Source organism: Caenimonas sedimenti (assembly GCF_007833165.1).
In the GTDB taxonomy this organism is placed as follows: Bacteria; Pseudomonadota; Gammaproteobacteria; order Burkholderiales; family Burkholderiaceae_C; genus Ramlibacter; species Ramlibacter sedimenti.
Window position 1 is genome coordinate 98,993 of sequence record NZ_VOBQ01000019.1, and the last position, 20,152, is coordinate 119,144.

At 67.7% G+C, this 20,152-nt stretch carries 19 protein-coding genes; 10 read left to right on the plus strand and 9 right to left on the minus strand.

Annotation, left to right across the window (positions count from 1 at the left end):
* Genes FN976_RS22920 through FN976_RS22930 form a run of 3 tightly spaced genes read right to left on the minus strand, consistent with a single transcriptional unit; the run spans nucleotide 1 to nucleotide 3,616 of the window.
* Entirely contained in the window at nucleotides 1-1,716 is a 1,716-nt protein-coding gene (locus FN976_RS22920; RefSeq protein ID WP_145895400.1) for an ABC transporter substrate-binding protein, read from the minus strand.
* 41 nt (nucleotides 1,717-1,757) lie between these two features.
* Nucleotides 1,758-2,660, minus strand: coding sequence for an ABC transporter permease (locus FN976_RS22925; protein ID WP_145895401.1), 903 nt, complete (start codon nucleotides 2,658-2,660; stop codon nucleotides 1,758-1,760).
* Nucleotides 2,660-3,616, minus strand: coding sequence for an ABC transporter permease (locus FN976_RS22930; RefSeq protein WP_145895402.1), 957 nt, complete (start codon nucleotides 3,614-3,616; stop codon nucleotides 2,660-2,662). Before FN976_RS22930 ends, FN976_RS22925 begins: the two co-directional genes overlap by 1 nt.
* 233 nt (nucleotides 3,617-3,849) lie before the next feature.
* On the opposite strand from FN976_RS22930, the gene FN976_RS22935 reads away from it, so the two are divergent.
* The 3 genes from FN976_RS22935 to FN976_RS22945 are packed head-to-tail and all read left to right on the plus strand — an operon-like array spanning nucleotide 3,850 to nucleotide 6,944.
* A complete protein-coding gene (locus FN976_RS22935; protein WP_145895403.1) occupies nucleotides 3,850-4,614 on the plus strand; it encodes an SDR family NAD(P)-dependent oxidoreductase in 765 nt (254 codons plus the stop codon).
* A gap of 10 nt (nucleotides 4,615-4,624) precedes the next feature.
* Nucleotides 4,625-5,809, plus strand: coding sequence for an acyl-CoA dehydrogenase family protein (locus FN976_RS22940; RefSeq protein ID WP_145895404.1), 1,185 nt, complete (start codon nucleotides 4,625-4,627; stop codon nucleotides 5,807-5,809).
* Nucleotides 5,810-5,822: 13 nt separating this feature from the next.
* The gene (locus FN976_RS22945) at nucleotides 5,823-6,944 is read left to right on the plus strand and encodes an acyl-CoA dehydrogenase family protein (RefSeq protein ID WP_145895405.1); all 1,122 of its coding nucleotides are present in this window, start codon (nucleotides 5,823-5,825) and stop codon (nucleotides 6,942-6,944) included.
* 10 nt (nucleotides 6,945-6,954) lie between these two features.
* On the opposite strand, the gene FN976_RS29000 is transcribed toward FN976_RS22945, so the two are convergent.
* Nucleotides 6,955-7,155, minus strand: a complete 201-nt coding sequence (locus FN976_RS29000) for a PsiF family protein (RefSeq protein ID WP_186511109.1) — start codon at nucleotides 7,153-7,155, stop codon at nucleotides 6,955-6,957.
* A gap of 274 nt (nucleotides 7,156-7,429) precedes the next feature.
* On the opposite strand from FN976_RS29000, the gene FN976_RS22955 reads away from it, so the two are divergent.
* From FN976_RS22955 to FN976_RS22965, 3 genes are read left to right on the plus strand one after another with little or no spacing between them, the layout of a single operon-like run.
* Complete coding sequence (locus FN976_RS22955) at nucleotides 7,430-7,711, plus strand: hypothetical protein (protein ID WP_145895407.1); 282 nt, start codon at nucleotides 7,430-7,432, stop codon at nucleotides 7,709-7,711.
* A 39-nt stretch (nucleotides 7,712-7,750) separates the two neighbouring features.
* Nucleotides 7,751-9,409 carry an ABC1 kinase family protein gene (locus tag FN976_RS22960; RefSeq protein ID WP_145895408.1) on the plus strand — a complete coding sequence of 553 codons (1,659 nt, stop codon included), beginning with the start codon at nucleotides 7,751-7,753 and terminating at the stop codon, nucleotides 9,407-9,409.
* 40 nt (nucleotides 9,410-9,449) lie between these two features.
* The gene (locus FN976_RS22965; RefSeq protein ID WP_186511112.1) at nucleotides 9,450-10,454 is read left to right on the plus strand and encodes a lysozyme inhibitor LprI family protein; all 1,005 of its coding nucleotides are present in this window, start codon (nucleotides 9,450-9,452) and stop codon (nucleotides 10,452-10,454) included.
* Nucleotides 10,455-10,496: 42 nt separating this feature from the next.
* Here FN976_RS22965 and FN976_RS22970 read toward each other — a convergent pair whose 3' ends face one another.
* The 3 genes from FN976_RS22970 to FN976_RS22980 all read right to left on the minus strand — a co-directional run bounded on the left by FN976_RS22970 (nucleotide 10,497) and on the right by FN976_RS22980 (nucleotide 14,511).
* Entirely contained in the window at nucleotides 10,497-12,155 is a 1,659-nt protein-coding gene (locus tag FN976_RS22970) for a long-chain fatty acid--CoA ligase (protein WP_145895410.1), read from the minus strand.
* Between the two features lie 9 nt (nucleotides 12,156-12,164).
* A complete protein-coding gene (locus FN976_RS22975) occupies nucleotides 12,165-13,391 on the minus strand; it encodes an acyl-CoA dehydrogenase family protein (protein ID WP_145895411.1) in 1,227 nt (408 codons plus the stop codon).
* A gap of 130 nt (nucleotides 13,392-13,521) precedes the next feature.
* Nucleotides 13,522-14,511, minus strand: coding sequence for an LLM class flavin-dependent oxidoreductase (locus tag FN976_RS22980; RefSeq protein ID WP_145895412.1), 990 nt, complete (start codon nucleotides 14,509-14,511; stop codon nucleotides 13,522-13,524).
* 108 nt (nucleotides 14,512-14,619) lie between these two features.
* Here FN976_RS22980 and FN976_RS22985 point away from each other — a divergent pair, with 108 nt between their 5' ends.
* The 3 genes from FN976_RS22985 to FN976_RS22995 all read left to right on the plus strand — a co-directional run bounded on the left by FN976_RS22985 (nucleotide 14,620) and on the right by FN976_RS22995 (nucleotide 16,470).
* Nucleotides 14,620-14,907 carry a hypothetical protein gene (locus FN976_RS22985; RefSeq protein WP_145895413.1) on the plus strand — a complete coding sequence of 96 codons (288 nt, stop codon included), beginning with the start codon at nucleotides 14,620-14,622 and terminating at the stop codon, nucleotides 14,905-14,907.
* 2 nt (nucleotides 14,908-14,909) lie between these two features.
* A complete protein-coding gene (locus FN976_RS22990) occupies nucleotides 14,910-15,365 on the plus strand; it encodes a hypothetical protein (RefSeq protein WP_145895414.1) in 456 nt (151 codons plus the stop codon).
* Between the two features lie 61 nt (nucleotides 15,366-15,426).
* Nucleotides 15,427-16,470: a VWA domain-containing protein gene (locus tag FN976_RS22995; protein ID WP_145895415.1), complete on the plus strand. Its 1,044-nt coding sequence runs from the start codon at nucleotides 15,427-15,429 to the stop codon at nucleotides 16,468-16,470.
* 1 nt (nucleotide 16,471) lies between these two features.
* Here FN976_RS22995 and FN976_RS23000 read toward each other — a convergent pair whose 3' ends face one another.
* Nucleotides 16,472-16,960 (minus strand): 2,4'-dihydroxyacetophenone dioxygenase family protein, encoded by a 489-nt coding sequence (locus FN976_RS23000; RefSeq protein ID WP_145895416.1) that lies wholly within the window; start codon nucleotides 16,958-16,960, stop codon nucleotides 16,472-16,474.
* Between the two features lie 12 nt (nucleotides 16,961-16,972).
* A complete protein-coding gene (locus FN976_RS23005) occupies nucleotides 16,973-17,713 on the minus strand; it encodes an SDR family NAD(P)-dependent oxidoreductase (protein ID WP_145895417.1) in 741 nt (246 codons plus the stop codon).
* Between the two features lie 228 nt (nucleotides 17,714-17,941).
* On the opposite strand from FN976_RS23005, the gene katG reads away from it, so the two are divergent.
* Nucleotides 17,942-20,140, plus strand: coding sequence for a catalase/peroxidase HPI (gene katG / locus FN976_RS23010; protein ID WP_145895418.1), 2,199 nt, complete (start codon nucleotides 17,942-17,944; stop codon nucleotides 20,138-20,140).
* The last annotated feature ends 12 nt before the right edge of the window (nucleotides 20,141-20,152 follow it).

Consider the following 20,152-nt stretch of genomic DNA (forward strand, 5'->3'; position numbering starts at 1 on the left):
TCAAAAGCCCATCTTCTTTTTCATGTCCTGATCGACCCACATGCGCGCATGGATGGGGCCGGGCCGTTCCGCGCCGGCACGCAGTTCGCCACCGTAGTTCTGCACCCAGGGCCACCAGCCGGTGTACACATAGGGCGTGGGCAGGACGATCACCGGCACTTTCTCCATGATCTGGCGCGACATCAGGCGGACCTTCACCTGGCGCACGCGCTCGTCACTTTCCGCCAGCACCTCGCCCATTTTCTTGTCGATGTCGGGGTCACTGAACTGCATCGGGTTCCACACCTGGCCCTTGACGAAGCTTTTCCGGATGGCCGTGGTCGGGTTGGTGTTGCCCAGCCGCATGTAGTAGCCCGGTGCATTGGTCTTCGTCATCATCGCGGAGAAGTAGGCACCGTATTCCAGCACCTGGATCTCCATCTTGATGCCGACCTTGGCCAGGTAGGAAGCCACCATCTGCAACAGGTCGCCCTCGACGCTCGACGAGTTGGTCTGCACCTTGAAGGTGAAGCCGTTGGGGAAGCCCGCCTCGGACAGCAGCTGCTTCGCCTTGGCCGGGTTGTAGCCGTAGATCTCCTTGACGCCTTCGGGCAGGAAATCGAGCGACTCGTAGTACCCCGTGTAGGTGGGATGCATCGGATAGGCCACCATCTCGGCGTTGCCGCCGTAGTAGGACTTGACGATCTCCTGCTTGTTCACCGCCAGGTTGAGCGCGCGCCGGACCCGGATGTCGTCGAAAGGCTTCTGGTCCATGCGCATCGCGATGAAATAGCCGGCGTTGTCGAGATAGCGGTTCCACTGCAGCTTGGGCACCGTCTTCTTCATGTGGTCGGCGTGGCTCCAGCGCACCATTTCCATCACGTCGAGCTTGGCCGTGCGCAGCGCCGTGATCAGGCTCTGTTCGTCACGGATGATGCGGTAGGTCACCTTGTCGACGAAGGGCAGCTTGTACTGCTGGCCGCCGATCGTCTCGCTGTCCCAGTACACGGGGTTCTTCGTGTAGACGAGCGAATTGCCCTGCACATAGTCGGCCAGCTGGAAGGGGCCGGTGCCGGTGACGTTCTTCCAGTTCGCGGCGCCCGCGGTGACGACTTCCTTGGGAACGATGCCGGAGTAGTAGCCCCAGCCGAAGCGATAGTCCCATTCGGCGTTGTAGCTTTTCAGGAAGAAGGTGACCTGGTGCTTGCCATTCGCCTCGACCTTCTCGACGTGGTCGAAGTAGCCCGGGATCTTCTTCGGGCTCTTGTTCAGGTAGTCGAAGCTGAACACCACGTCGTCGGCGGTGAACTCACGCGACTCCATCACGCCGGCCTTGGCCGGGAACATCACCCCTTTGCGCAATTGGACCTCGACCCGCAGCGGGCTCTGCTTCATCTCCCATTTCTCGGCCAGCTCGCCACGCATGCCGTCGGTGGGCAGCCAGGCGTCGGCCGTGAATGTGTAGGCGCCGCCGTTGCGGCGCGACTTCTTCAGGTCGGCCGTGAACAGCTGCTCGAAGGCCAGGCCGGTGTCCTGCGAGTGTTTCCAGGCCCACGCCGCGGGATCCGGCGACATCGGCGACACCGTGGCGAACACGTTGCCGATGTTGAGTTCGCCGCCGTACTGCGGCTTGGCGCCCTGGGCGGACGCAGCGGGTGCGGCCGCGACAAGCGCGGCGGCCACCGCGGAATGAACGAGCAGCGCACGGCGACCTCGCGCGGCAGGGAAAGCTTTCATCGGTCGTGTCTCCTGGTGGTGATGGACTTCGCGCGGCCGCTTCAGCGGCTGCCGCGCATGCGGGGATCGAGCAGGTCGCGCAGGGCGTCGCCGAACACGTTGGTGGCGTAGACGACGGCGGTGAGGCACAGGCCCGGCGCGAGCGCCAGCCAGGGCCCCTGGAACATGTAGGTGCGGCCGCCCCCGGAGAGCATCGAGCCCCAGGTCGGCGCGGGCGGCGGCACGCCCAGGCCCAGGAACGACAGGCCCGATTCGGCCAGGATCACCGTGCCCACGCGGGTGGTGAACAGCACGATGATGGGCGGCAGCACGTTGGGCAGGATGTGCCGCAGCAGGATGCGCAGCGACGAAGCGCCGGTGGACTGCGCCGCATGGACGTACATCTGCTCGCGCGCGCCGATCACCGAACTGCGGACGATGCGTGAGCCGCCGATGCCCAGCAGCAGCGCCAGCGTTCCGATGATCTGCGGCATCCCGGGGCCGATGACGGACACCACCACGATCAGGATGATCAGGTCCGGGAAGCTCATCCACGCGTCGACAAAGCGCTGCGTCAGCATGTCGAGCTTGCCGCCGAAATAGCCGCTGACGATGCCGACGACCGCGGAGATCAACGTGGCGAGTGCCGCCGCGCTGCAGCCGATGATGACGGACAGCTGCGCCCCGTGGATGCAGCGGGACAGGACGTCGCGGCCCAGGTTGTCGGTGCCGAACCAATGCTCCCATGAGGGCGCGAGCAGGCGCTCGGCCGGAGCGATGTCGTTGAAGCCGTAGGGCGAAATCCAGGGAGCGAAGATGCCCACGAACAGGAAGACCAGCATCAGCACCCCGCCGGCCGCGCCCAGCGGCTTGTCGCGGAACAAGCGGCGCAGGAACCCGGGCGCGCGCCTCGGCAGGTCGGGCGCGGAGGCGACGGGCCCCGCCTCGGAAACGACGGCGGCCATCAGCGGTACCTCACCTTGGGATCGAGCAGGCCATAGCTCAGGTCGACCAGCAGGTTGATCAGCATCACCGCGACGCCGACCACCAGGAACACACCGGTGATGATCGGGTAGTCGCGCTGGTTCACCGCATCCAGCAGCAGCAGGCCCATGCCCGGGATCACGAAGATCTGCTCGATGATGACGGCCCCGCCGATCAGCAGGGGCGCCTGCAGGCCCACCAGCGTGATCACCGGCACCATGGCATTGCGCAGCGCGTGCCGGTTCACCACCAGCCGCTGCGGCAGCCCCTTGGCCCACGCGGTGCGGATGTAGTCCTGCCGCAGCACCTCGAGCATCATCGTGCGGGTGAGCCGCATCGTGATGGCCGACAGCGATGCGCCCAGCACCACGGCCGGCAGCAGCATCTGCTTCAGGTTCTGCAGCGGCGCGTCGGAGAAGCGCACGAAGTTCACCTCGGGCGACCAGCCCCACCAGACGGCGGGGAACACGATCACCATGGTCGCCAGCCAGAAGCTGGGGATCGCCAGCAGCAGGATCGAGAAGGAACGCGCGATGTAGTCGCCGGCCGTGTCCTGGCGGAGCGCCGAATAGGCGCCGATCGGCAGTGCGATGAGCAACGCGACGACCAGCGCGAGCAGGCCCAGCTCGAAGGTGACGGGGAGGCGCGCGAGCAGCAGCTGCGTCACCGGGGCGTCCTGCCAGAGCGACTTGCCCAGGTCCCCGCGCAAGAGGATGTCGCCCACCCAGCGCAGGTACTGGACGGCGAGGGGGCGGTCGAGCCCCAGCGCCTGCTCGATCTGTTCGCGGTTCTTGCGGTCGGCCGAGACGTCGTTCTGGCTGAGCATCAGGTCGATCACATCCCCCGGGATCAACCGGATCGTCATGAAGACGATCAGCGACGCCAGCACCATCGTGGGCAGCAGCGCGAGCAGCCGGCGGGCGAGATAGGCGCCCATCTCAGCAGGCCGCGCGCAATGGGCAGCCGGCGCGGCGAAGGCGCGGATTTCTGGACATGCAGCTTGTCTCCTGCGTGACGTTTTAGAGTTCGCGGTATGGCCGCGAAACGGGTTATAGACCAGAATGCCGGCAGGGAACAGACCCTGCATTCGAATACCAACCCTGCTCAGGGAAAGCACCGATGCCGCCGCCCGCAGGGCGGGCCGCGGCATCCAAGGAAGGACGTGGAGACATGAATTTGTTCGACTTGTCGGGCAAGGTGGCCGTCGTCACCGGCTCGTCGCGCGGCATCGGCCGCGCCATCGCCGAGCGGCTCGCGGAGCACGGTGCGCGCGTGGTCATCTCATCGCGCAAGGAGGACGCCTGCGAGACGGTGGCCGCCGCGATCAATGAGAAGTTCGGCGAGGGGCGCGCGACCGCCATCGCAGCCAGCATCTCTTCCAAGGACGCGCTGCAGCAACTGGTGCAACGCACCAACGACGCTTTCGGCCGCATCGACGTGCTGGTATGCAACGCCGCCAGCAATCCCTACTACGGCCCGATGGCAGGCATCACCGACGACCAGTTCCGCAAGATCCTGGAGAACAACGTCATCAGCAACCACTGGCTGATCGGCATGTGCGCGCCGCAGATGGCCGAGCGCAAGGACGGCTCGGTGATCATCGTGTCCTCGGTCGGTGGCCTGCGCGGCAGCACCACGATCGGCGCGTACAACGTTTCGAAGGCCGCCGACTTCCAACTCGCCCGCAACCTCGCGCATGAATGGGGCCCGCACAATGTTCGCATCAACTGCATCGCCCCCGGGCTGGTGAAAACCGATTTCGCCAAGGCCTTGTGGGAGGATCCGGTGCGGCTGGAGCGTGTCACGAAGCATGTCCCCCTGCGCCGCATCGGCGAGCCCGACGAGATCGCCGGTGCGGCTGTGTTCCTGGCATCCCGCGCCTCCAGCTTCGTCACCGGCACGACCATCGTGTGCGACGGCGGCGACACCATTTGAGGAACAATCCATGAACGACACCTTGACCGGCTTCCGCCAGGAAGCCCGTGCCTGGCTCGAAGCCAATTGCCCGCCCGAGATGCGGCAACCAGCCAAAAGCGAAGCCGATGTCTGCTGGGGCGGCAAGCGCTTCCGCTTCCAGAGCGACGCCCAGCGCGAGTGGATGCAGCGCATGGGCGAGCGCGGCTGGACCGTGCCCACCTGGCCGCGCGAGTACGGCGGTGGCGGGCTGACCCATGCCGAGGCGGCGGTCCTGCGCGAGGAGATGGCCGCGCTCAAGTGCCGCACGCCGCTGCAAAGCTTCGGCATCTGGATGCTGGGCCCCGCGCTTCTCAAGTACGGCAGCGAAGAGCAGAAGCGGCATGACCTGCGGCAGATCGCGCGTGGCGAAATCCGCTGGTGCCAGGGCTATTCCGAACCGAACGCCGGCTCCGACCTGGCGTTGCTCGCGACCAAGGCCGAAGTCCGGGACGATCACTTCATCGTGAACGGCCAGAAGATCTGGACTTCCTACGCCGACGAGGCCGACTGGATCTTCTGCCTGGTGCGCACGGACACCGCGAAGAAGCATACCGGCATCAGCTTCGTGCTGATCGACATGACGACGCCTGGCGTCAGTACCCGGCCGATCAAGCTGATCTCGGGCAAGTCGCCCTTCTGCGAGACCTTCTTCGACGACGTGAAGGTGCCGCTGGCCAACCTGGTCGGCGAGCTGAACGCCGGCTGGACGATCGCCAAGTACCTGCTCACGCATGAGCGCGAGATGATCAGCGCGATCGGCGAGCGCTCCGCCCCGCCCGCACTGGGCAAGTTCGCGGCGGAACGCGTCGGCCGCGACGCTGCCGGGCGGCTCGACGATCCGGTGCTGCGCGCCGAGATCGCGCGCTTCGAGGTGGACGAAGCCGCATTCCGCGCCTGGCTGCAGATGTTCGGGCAGCAGATGCGCGCCGGGCAGGCCAACCCGGCGATGTCGTCCGCGCTCAAGTACTACGGCGCGGAGCTGAACAAGCGCCGGCTGGAGCTGATGATGGCCGCGGGTGGTGCGCTGGCGCTCGAATGGGAAGGCGCCGCCTCGCAGGAAGGAACGCTCGCCCGCAGCTGGCTGCGCAGCAAGGGCAACTCGATCGAAGGCGGCACGAGCGAAGTCCAGCTGAACGTGGTGGCCAAGCGGTTGCTGGGCCTGCCCGGCGCATGAGAAGGAGCAAGCGATGACCTGGATTCCCAATGAAGAGCGCACGATGCTGCGCGACAGCGCGCAGACCTTCCTGCGCGAACGCGCACCGGTGACGCACCTGCGCCGGTTGCGCGATTCGAACGATGAGCGTGGCTACGCGCCTGGCCTCTGGCGCGCCTTTGCGGAGCAGGGCTACAGCGCGACGCTGGTGCCCGAGGCCCACGGCGGGCTCGGGCTCGGCATCGTCGAAGCCGGCCTGCTCGCGGAGCAGATCGGGCACACGCTGGCCCCCACGCCCTTCTTCTCCACCGCGGTCCTGGCGGCGTGGCTGTTGAAGACGGCCGGCAGCGAGGCGCAGCAGCAAGCCTGGCTGCCCCGCATCGCCTCCGCGGAGGCGATCCTCGCGCTCGCCGTGGACGAGCAGCCGCGGCACAAACCGTCGCGCATCGACGCGAGCGCCGTGCTGTCGGACGGCCGCTGGCGGGTCGACGGCCAGAAGCTCCTGGTCGTCGATGGCCATGTCGCCGATGCGTTGATCGTGGCGGCGCGCAGTGCGCAGGGCATCGTGCTGTTGCTGGTGCCTGCGGACGCCGGCGGCCTGGTGATCGAGCGCACGGTGATGGCGGACGCGCACAACGCGGCCCGCGTGACGCTCAAGGGTGTGCAACTCGCCGAAAGCGCGTTGGTCGGCACGGTCGATAGCGGCGGCGGCTTGCTGGAGCAAGTGCTGGACGTCGGCCGTGCCATCGCCGCGGCCGAGCTGCTGGGCATCGCCGACGAAGTGTTCGAGCGCACCACGACCTACCTCAAGGAGCGCCGGCAGTTCGACAGGATCATCGGCGAGTTCCAGGCCCTGCAGCACCGCGCGGCGGAGCTGTTCTGCGACCTGGAGCTGACGCGGGCGATCGTGCGGCAGGCGCTGCAAGCGCTCGACGACGGTTCAGCGACAGCGCCGCTGCGCGTGGCGCAAGCCAAGGCCCGCGCCAGCCTCACCGCCAATCGCGCGGTGCAGGAAGGCGTGCAGCTGCATGGCGGCATCGGCATGACCGATGAGCTCGACATGGGCCTGTTCATGAAGCGGGCCCGGGTGCTGCAGGAACTGTTCGGGGATGCGTTCGCGCAGATGGACCGGGCCGCGGTGTTGTCAGGCTACTGACTCAAGCGGGCTACGCATCCTTCCCGCTCTTCTTGCCCGCGGAAAGACAACCGCGGAGCACCTCGGAGCGCTCCTTGCCTGTCTTTCCCGAGGCAGTGGCCTCCTTCTGGCAAAGCGCCATGCGGTTGGGCTGCGGCGTTTTCGCAGCTTCGGCGGCCTGGGCGAGCGAGCAGCCAACAGCGAGGAGGACGAGGGTGATGAGTTGCTTCATGGGGTTCTCCGAAGCGCGGGATTGCGCAGCCGGATCTTCGGCCGTCCGGCGCGCGATCTCCAGCGACAAAATCGCCGTCCGCGTGTGATGGATTGACAGGCCCCCCGCAGGTCGTGCCGTGCAGGCTCGGATGCACAAGGTCGCGATCGGCGCGCGCGTCGCCAGAGGCGGTGTTCCCTGAGCGGTTCCGGCCGACTCGCTTGTCGTCATTGGGCCTACGCCGACGTCCCGTCACCGCGCGATCATGGAGGCTCGATCCTGCAAGGAGAGCACCATGCGCAAATTCGTCTGCATTCTCGCGAGTGGCCTGATGGCTGCGTCGTTCGGCCTCCACGCCGAAGGCAAATCCACTTCGGGGGGCGTGCACGCCGGCAACGGAAGCGGCGCCGACTGGGGCGGGTCCCCCACGGTGATCTGCCCCGAAGGCCTGGCAGCCAAGAACAACGAGTGCAGCCCTCCAGGCAAGCGCAAAGCGCTGACCGCTGCGAGCACCAGCACCACGAAGAAGCCGGCGAAGAAGTCAGCCACCACGACGCTGGGCGCCGCGGCGCGATAGGCGAGCCCCCCCCCGGATCCCCGACCGCACGACGCGAAGATGACGCCGCCGAACACGCAGTTGAAGCGCTGGAGGCAGATTGCCGCATTGATGTGGAAGCACGGCCGCTCTGTCCAGGCGCCAACGATCGCCGGCACGGTGCTCCCTGGTGCCGTCGTACCGGGCGCCGCATCGACGCCGCGGCAACTGGCCGACGACCTGGAAGCGATGGGGCCCGCGTACGTCAAGCTCGGCCAGGTGCTGTCGAGCAGGCCCGACTTGCTGCCGCCCGAACAGCTGCAGTCGCTCGCGCGCCTGCAGGACGATGTGAAGCCCTTCGCCTTCGAAGAGGTGCGCCAGATCGTCGAGGAAGAGCTCGGCGCGCGGCTGTCGAAGGCGTTCGGTTCCTTCGACCCCGAACCGCTGGCAGCGGCCTCGCTCGGGCAGGTGCATCGCGCCACGTTGCGCGATGGGTCCGAGGTGGTCGTGAAGGTGCAGCGGCCCGGCGTGGCCAGGCAGGTGGCCGAGGAGTTCGACGTGCTGACGCGGATCACCCAGTTCCTCGATTCGCACACGGAGGTCGGCCGGCGCCACCGGCTGCAAAGGATGCTGGAGGAATTCCGCGCTTCGATCGCCGAGGAGCTGGACTATGAGCGCGAGGCCGAAAACCTGGTCGCGATGGGCCGCAACCTGGCCGAATTCGGGCGCATCGCGGTGCCCCAGCCCGTGCCGGACTTCTGCACCCATCGGGTGCTCACGATGGAGCGCGTCCACGGCACCAAGATCACCGGGGTTTCGGCGCTGGCGCGCCTGGAGATCGACGGCAGCGCGCTGATTGATGAACTGTTCCACGCGTACCTGAAACAAGTCCTCGTCGATGGTCTCTTCCACGCCGACCCGCACCCCGGCAACGTGTTCATCACCCGCGACGGACGGCTGGCGCTGCTGGATCTCGGCATGGTGGGACGCACTTCGCCGGACATGCAGGAGAACCTGCTGAAAGTCCTGATTGCGGTGAGCGACGGCCGCAGTGAGCAGGCCGCCGATGTGATCGTGCAGATGAGCGAACGCGGTGAAGAGGCGGAAGTAGCCCAGTTCCGCCGGCGCCTGGGCGCCCAGGTCGCGGCGCAGCAAGGCCGCGGCCTGAAGCACATCAACGTGGGGCAGACGCTGCTCGGCGTCTCCAGCACCGCCGCGGACTGCGGCCTCTTCGTGCCCAGCGAACTGACGCTCCTGGCCAAGACGCTCCTGCAGCTCGACGAGATCGCCCGGGTGCTCGACCCGGAATTCGACCCGAACGCCGCAGTCCGCCGCCACGCGGCGGCACTGACGACCAGACGCATGAAGCGCGAATCGACCGAAGGCAGCCTGCTGACGGCCGCGATCGAGTTCAAGAACTTCGCGACGGGCCTCCCCCATCGCGTGAACCGGATTCTCGATGCGGTCAGCAACCGCGAGCTCGAGCTCAAGGTGCGCGCAGTCGATGCGGGCGATGTGATCCAGGGGATGCAGAAGATCGCGAACCGCGTCACGTCCGGCCTCATCCTGGCCGCCCTGATCATCGGCGCGGCGCTCCTCATGCGCGTGAACACGGATTTCCGGATCCTGGGCTACCCAGGCTTCGCCATCGCGTGCTTCATCACCGCCGCATTGGGCGGCGTCACCTTGCTCGTCAACATCTTCCTGCAGGACCGGACGCACCGGAAGCCGCCGGGCTGACGTGGCACGCAGCGAGCCTCACCCCATCATGACGGACCGGATGCCTGCCTCGCCGCGATCGCGGCTTCCGTTGTTCCTCGGTGGCTTGGCGCTCGGCGCCGCGCTGGCGACGGCGGTCTCGTTCGCCCTGCGGACTGGTGACGGGGACGTGAAGGCACCTCCTGAAGAGCGCCAGGCGGCGCAGTTGCCAGTGGCGGTCGCCTGTCCGCCGTCCGCGGTGGTCCCGGCCGCTGACGCCAAGGACGGCCAAGCACGCTTCGACGGCGCCACCGATGCGTCGAAGTCCATCGTGAGCGGCAAGGAAGCCGCGGCCAGCGGGCGCGACCGCGACGCCGAGGCTGCGTTTCTCGCGGCTTGCCGCGTTCCGGTTCAACCAGGCAATCCCAAGGCGACCTTGCTTCGCGCCGACGCGATGTACAACCTGGCCCGGCACTACGCGAGCCTCGCCGAGGAAGGTGCCTCCGGATCGCAGGACATGCTGAAGCGGGCAGGATCGATGCTGGACTACGCGCTGGCGGTCTATCAATCCCAGCTGGGGCAGTCGGACGAAAAGGTCCAGTTCGCCTTGCGGGCCATCGCGACGATTCGCGAGCACCCGAAACAGGCGGAGCAACGGCCGCGCGCCGACGCCGTGTCGCGCCCGACGGAAGCCGTGGTGGGCGAGCTCCCGCGCCCCGCAGTGCCGAAATCGCAGACCAGGACTGCAGCGATCGAGAAGCGGCCCGCCGCCGCCACCGGGGGCGGCGCACCCTCGCCGGAGCCGAAGCAGGCGGTCACCATCACCGCGCCCACCGCGAAGCCGAGCTTCGACTGCGCCAAGGCGCGTTCGACACCGGAGCGGCTGATCTGCAGCGATGAAGAGCTGGCGAACCAGGACCGCGAGCTGGGCCGGATCTACGCGCGGGCCAAACGCGAAGCGCCGGACCCGGCGGCCTTCCAGCGCCTGAGCGATCGCGAGTGGCGGCGGCGCGAAGCCGAATGCCGCACCCGCGACTGCCTGCTCGACTGGTACGCGGAGCGGCGCAGGCAGCTGCTCGGGCAGTGAGCGTTCGAACAGGCCGCGCGCCAGACCCTTAGTTTCGAGGGTTCAGCCCGCCTCCTGCTCCTGCAGCGTCCGCCACATCACCTTCCCACTGCCCGACTTCGGCAAGGCCTGCACAAACTCCACGACACGCGGCGCCTTGTAGGCCGCCATGTTCTCGCGTGACCAGTCGACGATCTGCTGCTCGCTCACCTGCCCCACGTGCGACGCCCGCAGCACGATCACGGCTTTCACCGTCTCGCCGCGCCGCTCGTCCTTGGCCGCGATGACGCAGGCCTCCTGGATCGCCGGGTGCTGGTACAGCATGGCTTCCACTTCCGCGGGCCACACCTTGAAGCCGGCCGCGTTGATCATCCGCTTCAGCCGGTCGACGAAGAAGAAATAGCCCTCCTCGTCGACGTAAGCCAGGTCCCCCGTGCGCAGGAAGCGCTTGCCGCCGATCTCGATGAAGGCCTGGGCCGTCGCTTCCGGCTGGTTCCAGTAGCCCCGCATCACCTGCGGGCCGTGGACGACGATCTCGCCGGTCTGCCCCTGCGGCAGCTCGCGCAGGGTCGCCGGGTCGACGATGCGCGCATCGACGTCGAAGATGGGGATGCCCAGGCACTGCGGCTTCGCCTTGTCGGGCGGATTCATGTGCGTGGCGGCCATCGTCTCCGACATGCCATAGCCTTCGCCGTACTTCAGGCCCAGCTTCTGCTCCATCGCATTGGCCACGGCTTTCGGCATGGCCGCACCGCCACCCGCGATGCGGCGCAGGCTGGAGAGGTCGTACTCGCCGAGCTTGGGATTCGCCATGAAATCGACCACCATGGCGGTGATGAGGCCCATGCCGGTGATGCCGTAGCGCTGCACGCACAGCGCCGCCGCGTCGCGGTCCCAGCGGGGCAGCAACACTGTCGTCGTCCCGTGGAAGATGGCACCGTTCAGGTTGGCCTGCATGCCGGTCACGTGGAACAACGGCAGCACGCCGATGCCGACACTGCCCTGGTTCACCTGCCCCCAGACGCCGCCCGCGACCGCGTTGACCATGGTGCTGCGGTGCGTGTGCATGCAGCCCTTCGGATGGCCCGTGGTGCCCGAGGTGTAGGGCATCACGGCCAGGTCGTCCGGCCCGGCCTCCATGGGTGCGGGCACGTGCCCGGCCTGCATGGCATCGGACCAGTGGACCGCACCCGGATCGGTCAGCGCGACCTTGGCGGCACCGACGAACTCCGGCACCTTCAGGTCGGTCGGCACCTCCAGGTAGTCGCGATAGGTGGCCACGACGATGGTGGCCAGGCCGTCGCCGCCCAGCAGCGGTTGCATGTTGGGGTACAGGTCCTGTGCAACGAAGGCCACCTTCGCACCGCTGTCACTCACGTAGTGCCGCAGCTCGCCGGTGAGGTTCATCGGGTTCACCGGCACCACCACCGCGCCGGTGCGCAGGATGGCGTAGAAGGCGATCACGAACTGCGGGCTGTTCTGCATGTACAGCAGCACGCGGTCGCCCTTCGTCACGCCGCATGCATGCTGCAGGTAGCCGGCCATGCGCTCGCACTCTTCCCGGTAGCGGCGGTAGGTGATGACCGTGTCGTAGAAGATCAGGAAGGGCTTGTCCGGAAAGCGCGCGGCCGACACCTCCACGTTGTGCCAGAGGCTGGTCTCCGGCACCCAGAGATGCCTGGGTGCATGGGAGGGCCAGGAGGAAAAATGCAGGTCGGACATCGCTCGTTCTCAGGCCTTCGCCGTCATGTATTGCTCGATCTCCATCTTGCCGATCTGGTTGCGGTGCACCTCGTCCGGGCCATCGGCGAAGCGCACGGTGCGCGCGCTGGCGTACATGGAGGCCAGCGGCGTGTCCTCGCAGACCGCGGCGCCGCCATGGACCTGCATGGCCCAGTCGATCACCTGGCAGGCCATGGTGGGCGCCGCCACCTTGATCATCGCGATGTCCTTCTTCGCCGCCTTGTTGCCGACCGTGTCCATGCGGTACGCCGCGTGCAGCACCAGGAAGCGCGCCTGGTCGATCATGATGCGGGCATTGGCCACGCGCTCGCGCGTGACGCCCTGGTCCGAAAGCAGCTTGCCGAAGGGTTTGCGCGCCAGCGAACGGCGGCACATCAGTTCCAGCGCGCGCTCGGCCATGCCGATCAGGCGCATGCAGTGATGGATGCGCCCTGGCCCCAGTCGGGCCTGCGCGATCTCGAAGCCCCGGCCTTCACCCAGCAGCACGTTCGTCACCGGCACCCGCACGTTCGTGAAGTTCACTTCGGCATGGCCGTGCGGCGCGTGGTCGTAGCCGAACACGGTGAGCGGGCGAACGACGTCGACGCCCGGCGTGTCCTTGGGCACCAGCACCATCGACTGCTGGCGGTAGGTCGAGGCCGAGGGGTCGGTCTTGCCCATGAAGATCAGGATCTCGCAACGCGGGTCGGGCGCGCCGGAAGTCCACCACTTCCGGCCGTTGATCACGTACTGGTCGCCGTCCCGCTCGATGCGGCTTTCGATCGCCGTCGCGTCCGACGAGGCCACCGCGGGTTCGGTCATCGCGAAGCCGGACCGGATCGTGCCCGCCAGCAGCGGCTTCAGCCAGCGCTGCTTCTGCTCCGGCGTGCCGAAGCGTTCCAGGATTTCCATGTTGCCGGTGTCGGGCGCCGAGCAGTTCATGGCTTCGCCCGTCAGCGGGTAGCGGCCCATGATCTCGCAGATGGGTGCGTACTCCAGGTTGCTCAAGCCGGCGCCTTCCTGCGACTCCGGCAGGAACAGGTTCCACAGCCCGGCGGCGCGCGCCGCCGCCTTGAGCCGTTCCATCGTCTGCGTGCCCTGCCAGGGATTGCCGGCGGCGCGGAAGGCCGCCATCTCGCGCTTGAATTCCGCTTCGGCGGGTTGCACGTGTTCACGTACGAATGCCAGCACGCGCTGCTGCAGTTCCACCGTCTTGGGCGAGTAGGAAAAGTCCATCGGTTGAGTCTCCGTGAATGTGCTTGTTCTCCTGTGCAGAACAGCGATTTCTCTCGAAGACCCATCGTAGGTGTGCCGTTCGCGCGGCCTCGATCACCTGCGCGACAAATGCCGTCCCCTGGTCACGACCTCAGCCCGGCGCCATCGCCTTCGCCGTGAGCTCGTACGAACGCAGCCGCGCCTGGTGATCGAAGATGTTCGACGTGATCATCAGCTCGTCGGCGCCCGTCCGCGCGATGAACGCGTCTAGTCCGTTCCGCACGGTCTCCGGCGAACCGATGGCGGCGCAGGACAGCACCTCTTCGAGCATGGCGCGCGCATTCGCCGGCAAGCTCTCCCGGTAACCCGGCAGCGGCGGCTGCAACCGCGACGGCCGGCCGGTGCGCAGATTGACGAAAGCCTGCTGCATCGAGGTCGCCAGCACCGCGGCTTCTTCGTCGGTATCCGCGGCGAAGACATTGAAGCCGAGCATCACGTACGGCTTGTCCAGCTGCGCGGACGGCTTGAAGGTGGCGCGATAGATGTCGATGGCCTGCATCATCTGCCCGGGTGCGAAATGCGAGGCGAAGGCATAGGGCAGGCCCAGCATCGCGGCAAGCTGGGCGCCGAACAGGCTAGACCCCAGGATCCACACGGGCACCTTGGCGCCCCGGCCTGGCACCGCCCGGATGGCCTGCCGGGGCTCGTCGGACATGAAGTCCATGAGTTCGACCACGTCCTGCGGGAAGGCATCCGGGTTGGAACTGAGGTCGCGCCGCAAGGCCCGGGACGTCGCCTGGTCGGAACCGGGCGCGCGGCCCAGGCCGAGGTCGATGCGGCCCGGATACAAGGCTTCCAGCGTCCCGAACTGCTCCGCGATCACCAGCGGCGAGTGGTTGGGCAGCATGATGCCGCCCGCGCCCACCCGGATGGTGCGGGTGCCACCGGCGATGTGCCCGATCAACACGGCCGTGGCGGCACTCGCGATGCCGGGCATGCCGTGGTGCTCGGCCAGCCAGAAGCGGCGGAAACCCAAGCGTTCGGCGTGCTGCGCGAGCTCGAGCGAGTTGCGGAAGGACCGGCCGGCATCGCTGCCTTCGGTGATGGGAGCGAGGTCGAGTACGGACAGGGCGGTGGGCATCCTGGGCAGATGGGGGCGGTCCGGCGGGTGGCAAGGCCATGACTTTGGTCATTGGAGCCGCGCCGCCCACCTGCCTAGGATGCCCCCGTTCCTGCCATGGAGCCTTCAATGAACTCTTTCCACTTCGCCGCGGCGGCCGCCTTCCTCGCCCTCCAGCCGGCCCACGGCGCGCCCTTCGGTTCCGCCCCGGTCCAGGCGCCCTTCCTGTCCTATACGGGGAAGAGCGAGGTGACGTTGATCTTGCCCGTCACGACGCAGCCCCTCGCGTACGCCGGCAAACAGGCGCCGCCGCTGCCCGGCGTGACGACCGTCGCGCTCGCCTACCAGGGCCGCGGCGACCCGAAGGGGATCGCCACCGTGAATGCCACCCCCCTCTCCTACAAAGGAAAGCAATGACCATGCAACACCTTCGACTGACCCTGGGCGCCCTGGCGCTGGGTCCCGCTTTCGCGCTCGCGCAAGTCCAGATCAACCTGCCCATGGTGCCCAAGGAGGCGGTCTTCAACGTCCCGCTCAACTTCAACAACCTGCCGCCGGCCGTGGTGAAGCAGATCCAGGTGGGCTGCGCGGTCTATGCCTCCGTCAACCCGCCCGTCAACGACAACGAGGCGCCGCTCGCCGGCGGCGGCGAAACCGTCAACCTGGCCAACGGCGCCTACAACGGCACGGTCAAGGTCAGCTTCACGGTGCCCGCCACCGACGTGGCCAAGGTGAAGTCCTGGCGCTGCCGCACCTTCGCCATCGGCCCGACCCTGAACCAGTTCAACCTGGACCTCTGGCAGAACCTGCCGGACGCGGCCAAGCCGGCGCCGGGCACCTCGCCGAAGACCTCCGCCAGCGGCAAGTACGACTAACGGCGGTGTTTCACGGCGGGGCGGTTGCGGAGCGGCCGCTTCCCGGGCACGATAGGGGCGCATGTTCTTCCTGTGGCCCGAATACCTCTGGCTGTTGCTGGCGCTGCCGCTGCTGCCAGCGGCGTACCTGTGGCTGTTGAGCAGGCGGCGCAAGGAAGCCGTGCGCTACAGCAGCCTCGGCGTGGTCCGCGCGGCCGCCGCCGGCCGCAGCTGGCGCCGCCACGTGCCCCCGGTCCTGCTGCTGCTGGCCTGTTCGGTCCTCCTGCTCGCCACGGCGCGGCCGGTGGCGCGCGTTCCGCTGCCGTGGGCCCGCACGACCATCATGATGGCCATCGACGTGTCGCTCAGCATGCGCGTCAACGACGTCAAGCCGACCCGCATGGTGGCCGCCCAGGAGGCCGCGAAGCTGTTCCTGAAAGACCTGCCGCGCGACATCGAGGTCGGGCTGGTCACGTTCGCCGGCAGCAGCCAGGTGGCGCAGTCCGCGACGCTGGAGCGGGGCTCCCTGGTGACCGCCATCGACAACCTGCAGATGCAAAGGGGCACGGCCATCGGCAACGCCATCGTGGTGTGCCTGTCGGAGCTGTTCCCGGACCATGGCATCGACGTCGGCGACATGACCTTCGGCAGCAGCCGGAAGCCGCAGGCGCGCAGCCTGGATGACAAGGACAAGAAGCAGCCCAAGCAGTTCACCCCGGTGAAGCCGGGCTCGCACACCTCCGCCGCCATCATCCTGCTGAGCGACGGGCGCCGCACCACGGGCGTCGACACGCTGGAAGCCGCGAAGATGGCCGCCGACCGCGGCATCCGCATCCACGTGGTCGGGCTCGGCACGCTGGGTGGCGACGCCGTCATGCCCGAAGGCATGTCGATCTATCTCCAGCTCGACGAGCCGACCCTGCGCGAAGTGGCGCGCATGACCGGCGGCGAATACCACCATGCGGGCACGGCGGAGAAGCTGCGCAGCGTCTACGAGACGCTCGGCTCGCAGGTGCAGGTGCAGTCGCGCGAAACCGAGGTGACCGCCCTGCTCGCGCTGGCGTCGGCCCTGCTCGCGCTGGCAGCGGCGGGGTTCTCGCTGGTCTGGTTCGGCCGCTTCGGCTGAACTAACGAATGTACTGATCGATGAACGCTTCCCCGAGGCCGCACTGCGCATAGTGCTTGCGGCACATGTCGATCTTGCTGAAGACGTCTTCGTAGCCTGTCACCGCGCCCTTCTCGTCCAGGTAGACCATGGCACCGTGGATGTTGAAGAAGGTGATCATCTCGGGCGCATCGGCCACTTCGTCGACGACCAGCGTGTGGATCTCGCCGGGCGGCTCGTAGACGAAGCTGCCCTCGCGCGCGACCCAGTCGTGCTCCAGGTAGCGCCACGCACCCTTCAGCACCAGACCGGTGACCCAAGAGGGATGGATGTGGCGCGAGAGCACGCCGGATTTGCGCACGCGCAGCAGGTTGCACCAGCTGCCGGTCACGGTGTTGAGCAGCAAGGGACGGAACCACACGTCCTTCGCCTGCGGCACCCAGACCCGTTCGTCGTCGGGGATGGCCTGCTCGGCGATTTCGGGGCGGATGCCTGGGAGCTGGAAGATCATCGTTCGGTCATTTCAGGTGATGAGGTAGCCGCCATCGACCGGCAGGATGACCCCGGTCACGAATGAAGCCGCCGGCGAAGCCAGGAACAGCACGGCGCCCGCCACGTCCTCCGGCCGGCCCCAGCGCTTGAGCGGCGTGCGCGCCAGGATGGCGCCGCTGCGCGCTGGGTCTTCCTGCAGCGCACCGGTGAGGCGGGTGGCGATCCAGCCTGGCGCCACCGCATTCACCCGGATGCCGTCATCGGCATAGGCGATGGCGAGCGACTTGGTCAACTGGGCCACGCCACCCTTGCTGGCGGAGTAGCCCGGCACCAGGCCGCCACCGAAGAAGCTGAGCATCGACGCGGTGTTGACGATGCTGCCGCCGCTGGCGCGCAGCAGCGCACGTGCGGCGGCGCAGGTGCGCATGGTGCCGTTGAGGTTGATGTCCAGCACGTCGGCGAACACCTTGGGGTCCAGCTCCTCGCCGCGCCGCAGGATGCCGGCGCAGTTGACCAGGACGTCGAGGCTGGAGAGCGATGCGATGAAGTTCGGCACCGCCGCGTCGTCCCGCACGTCCAGCACCGACCGCTGTGCCCCCTCGAGTTGCGCATCGGCCGCCGCGGCCTCCACGTCCGCGGGAGTCGCGCCCGTCATATGGACGCGGGCCCCCTGCTTCAGGAACGCCGCGGCGATGCCGGCGCCGATCCCGGAGGTGCCCCCGACGACCAGCACATGGCGCCCGGCGAACAGGCCGGTCGCGAATGTCGTCATGGCGCTCAAGGAAGCTTGACCACCACAAGCGCCGCCAGCGCCGGGATTCGTTTCACGTGATTCATGCGGTCTCCGCTGTTGGATGCCGCATTTCACCGGTCCGCGGCACCGGCGTCAACGCCAGGAACCCGGGGGCGGCGTGGCCGCCGGCTATCGCCGCCTTGTGAATCGCCAATCGCGCGCCGCCGTATCCATGCCTATCCTTCGGGTTCCCAACAGGAGCCCCCCATGAGCACCGAAGCCAAGTGTCCCGTCGCCCACGACAAGCCGAAGCAGACGCGCACCAACGCGCACTGGTGGCCCGACCAGCTGAACCTGGGCGTGCTGCACCAGCATTCCGCCCTCTCGGACCCGATGGTCGAGGACTTCGACTACGCGAAGGAATTCCAGACGCTGGACCTGAACGCCGTCCTCGCCGACCTGCATGCGCTGATGACCGATTCGCAGGACTGGTGGCCCGCCGACTACGGGCACTACGGTCCCTTCTTCATCCGCATGGCCTGGCACTCGGCCGGCACCTACCGCATCTTCGACGGCCGCGGCGGCGCCCGGTCCGGTGAACAGCGCTTCGCTCCGCTGAACAGCTGGCCCGACAACGGAAACCTCGACAAGGCGCGCCGCCTGCTCTGGCCGATCAAGCAGAAGTACGGCCGCAAGCTGTCGTGGGCCGACCTCATGATCCTGGCCGGCAACGTGTCGCTGGAGTCCATGGGCTTCAAGACCTTCGGCTTCGGTGGCGGCCGCGAGGACATCTGGGAGCCGCTCCCCATCGACTGGGGACCGGAGTCCACCTGGCTGGGCGACGAACGCTACAGCGGCGAGCGCGAGCTGGCCAAGCCGCTCGCGGCCGTGCAGATGGGCCTGATCTACGTCAACCCGGAAGGCCCCAACGGAAAGCCCGACCCGGTGGGCTCGGCGCGTGACATCCGCGACACCTTCGGCCGCATGGCGATGGATGACGAGGAGACCGTGGCGCTGGTGGCCGGCGGCCACACGTTCGGCAAGGCGCACGGCGCGGGCGACACCAAGCACGTGGGCGCGGAGCCGGAAGGCTCCAACATCGAGGAGCTGGGCTTCGGCTGGAAGAACGCCTTCGAATCCGGCGTTGGCGCGCACACCACCACCAGCGGCATCGAGGGCGCCTGGACGCCCACGCCGACGACGTGGGACATGAGCTACTTCGAAACGCTGTTCGGGCACGAGTGGGAATTGACGAAGAGCCCGGCCGGCGCCCAGCAATGGAAGCCCAAGGGCGATGCCGGCCGCAACGTGCCCGACGCCCACGTCCCCGGCAAGCTGCACCAGCCCATGATGACGACCGCCGACATGGCGTTGCGCGCCGACCCGGCCTACGAAAAGATCTCGCGCGACTTCATGGCGAATCCGCAGAAATTTGCCGATGCCTTCGCCCGCGCATGGTTCAAGCTCACGCACCGCGACATGGGACCCAAGGTGCGCTATCTCGGCCCGCTGGTGCCGCAGGAAGACCTGCTCTGGCAGGACCCGATCCCGGCGGTGGACCACCCGCTGGTCAACGACGCCGACATCGCGTCCCTCAAGGCCACGCTGCTCGCCTCCGGCCTGTCCATCCAGCAACTGGTGAAGACCGCATGGGCCTCGGCTTCCTCGTTCCGCGGTTCCGACATGCGCGGCGGCGCCAACGGCGCGCGCATCCGCCTGGCGCCGCAAAAGGACTTCGAAGCCAACGACCCGGCCGATCTGGCGCAGGTGCTGGCGAAGCTCGAGCGCATCCAGCAGGACTTCAACGCCGCGCAGGCCGGCCAGAAGAAGGTGTCGCTGGCCGACCTGATCGTGCTGGGCGGCTGCGCGGCGGTGGAAGCCGCGGCGGCCAAGGCCGGCCACAAGCTGACGGTCCCGTTCACGCCGGGGCGCACCGATGCATCGCTGGAACAGACCGACGTCAACTCCTTCCTGGTGCTGGAGCCGGCGGTCGATGGCTTCCGCAACTACATCCGCAAGGGCGCCGAAGGCAAGGTTGCCAACGCGATGATCGACCGTGCCCAGTTGCTCACGCTGACTGCGCCCGAGATGACGGCGCTGGTCGGCGGCCTGCGGGCACTCGATGCCAACACCGGGCACACGCCGCACGGCGTGTTCACCCAGCGGCCCGGGACCTTGACGCCTGACTTCTTCGTGAACCTGCTCGACATGCGCACGGCCTGGAAGAAATCCGAAACGTCACCCAGCGTGTTCGAAGGCACGGACCGCAAGACCGGCGCGCTCCGCTGGACCGCGACGCTGTGCGACCTGATCTTCGGCTCCAACGCGCAGCTGCGCGCCTTGTCCGAGGTGTATGCGGCGGCCGATGGCGAGGCGCACTTCGTCCAGGACTTCGTGGCTGCGTGGAACAAGGTCATGAACCTGGACCGGTTCGACCTGGTGGCCCGCCGCCGCGGGGCAGCCTGAGCGAAGCGCGGC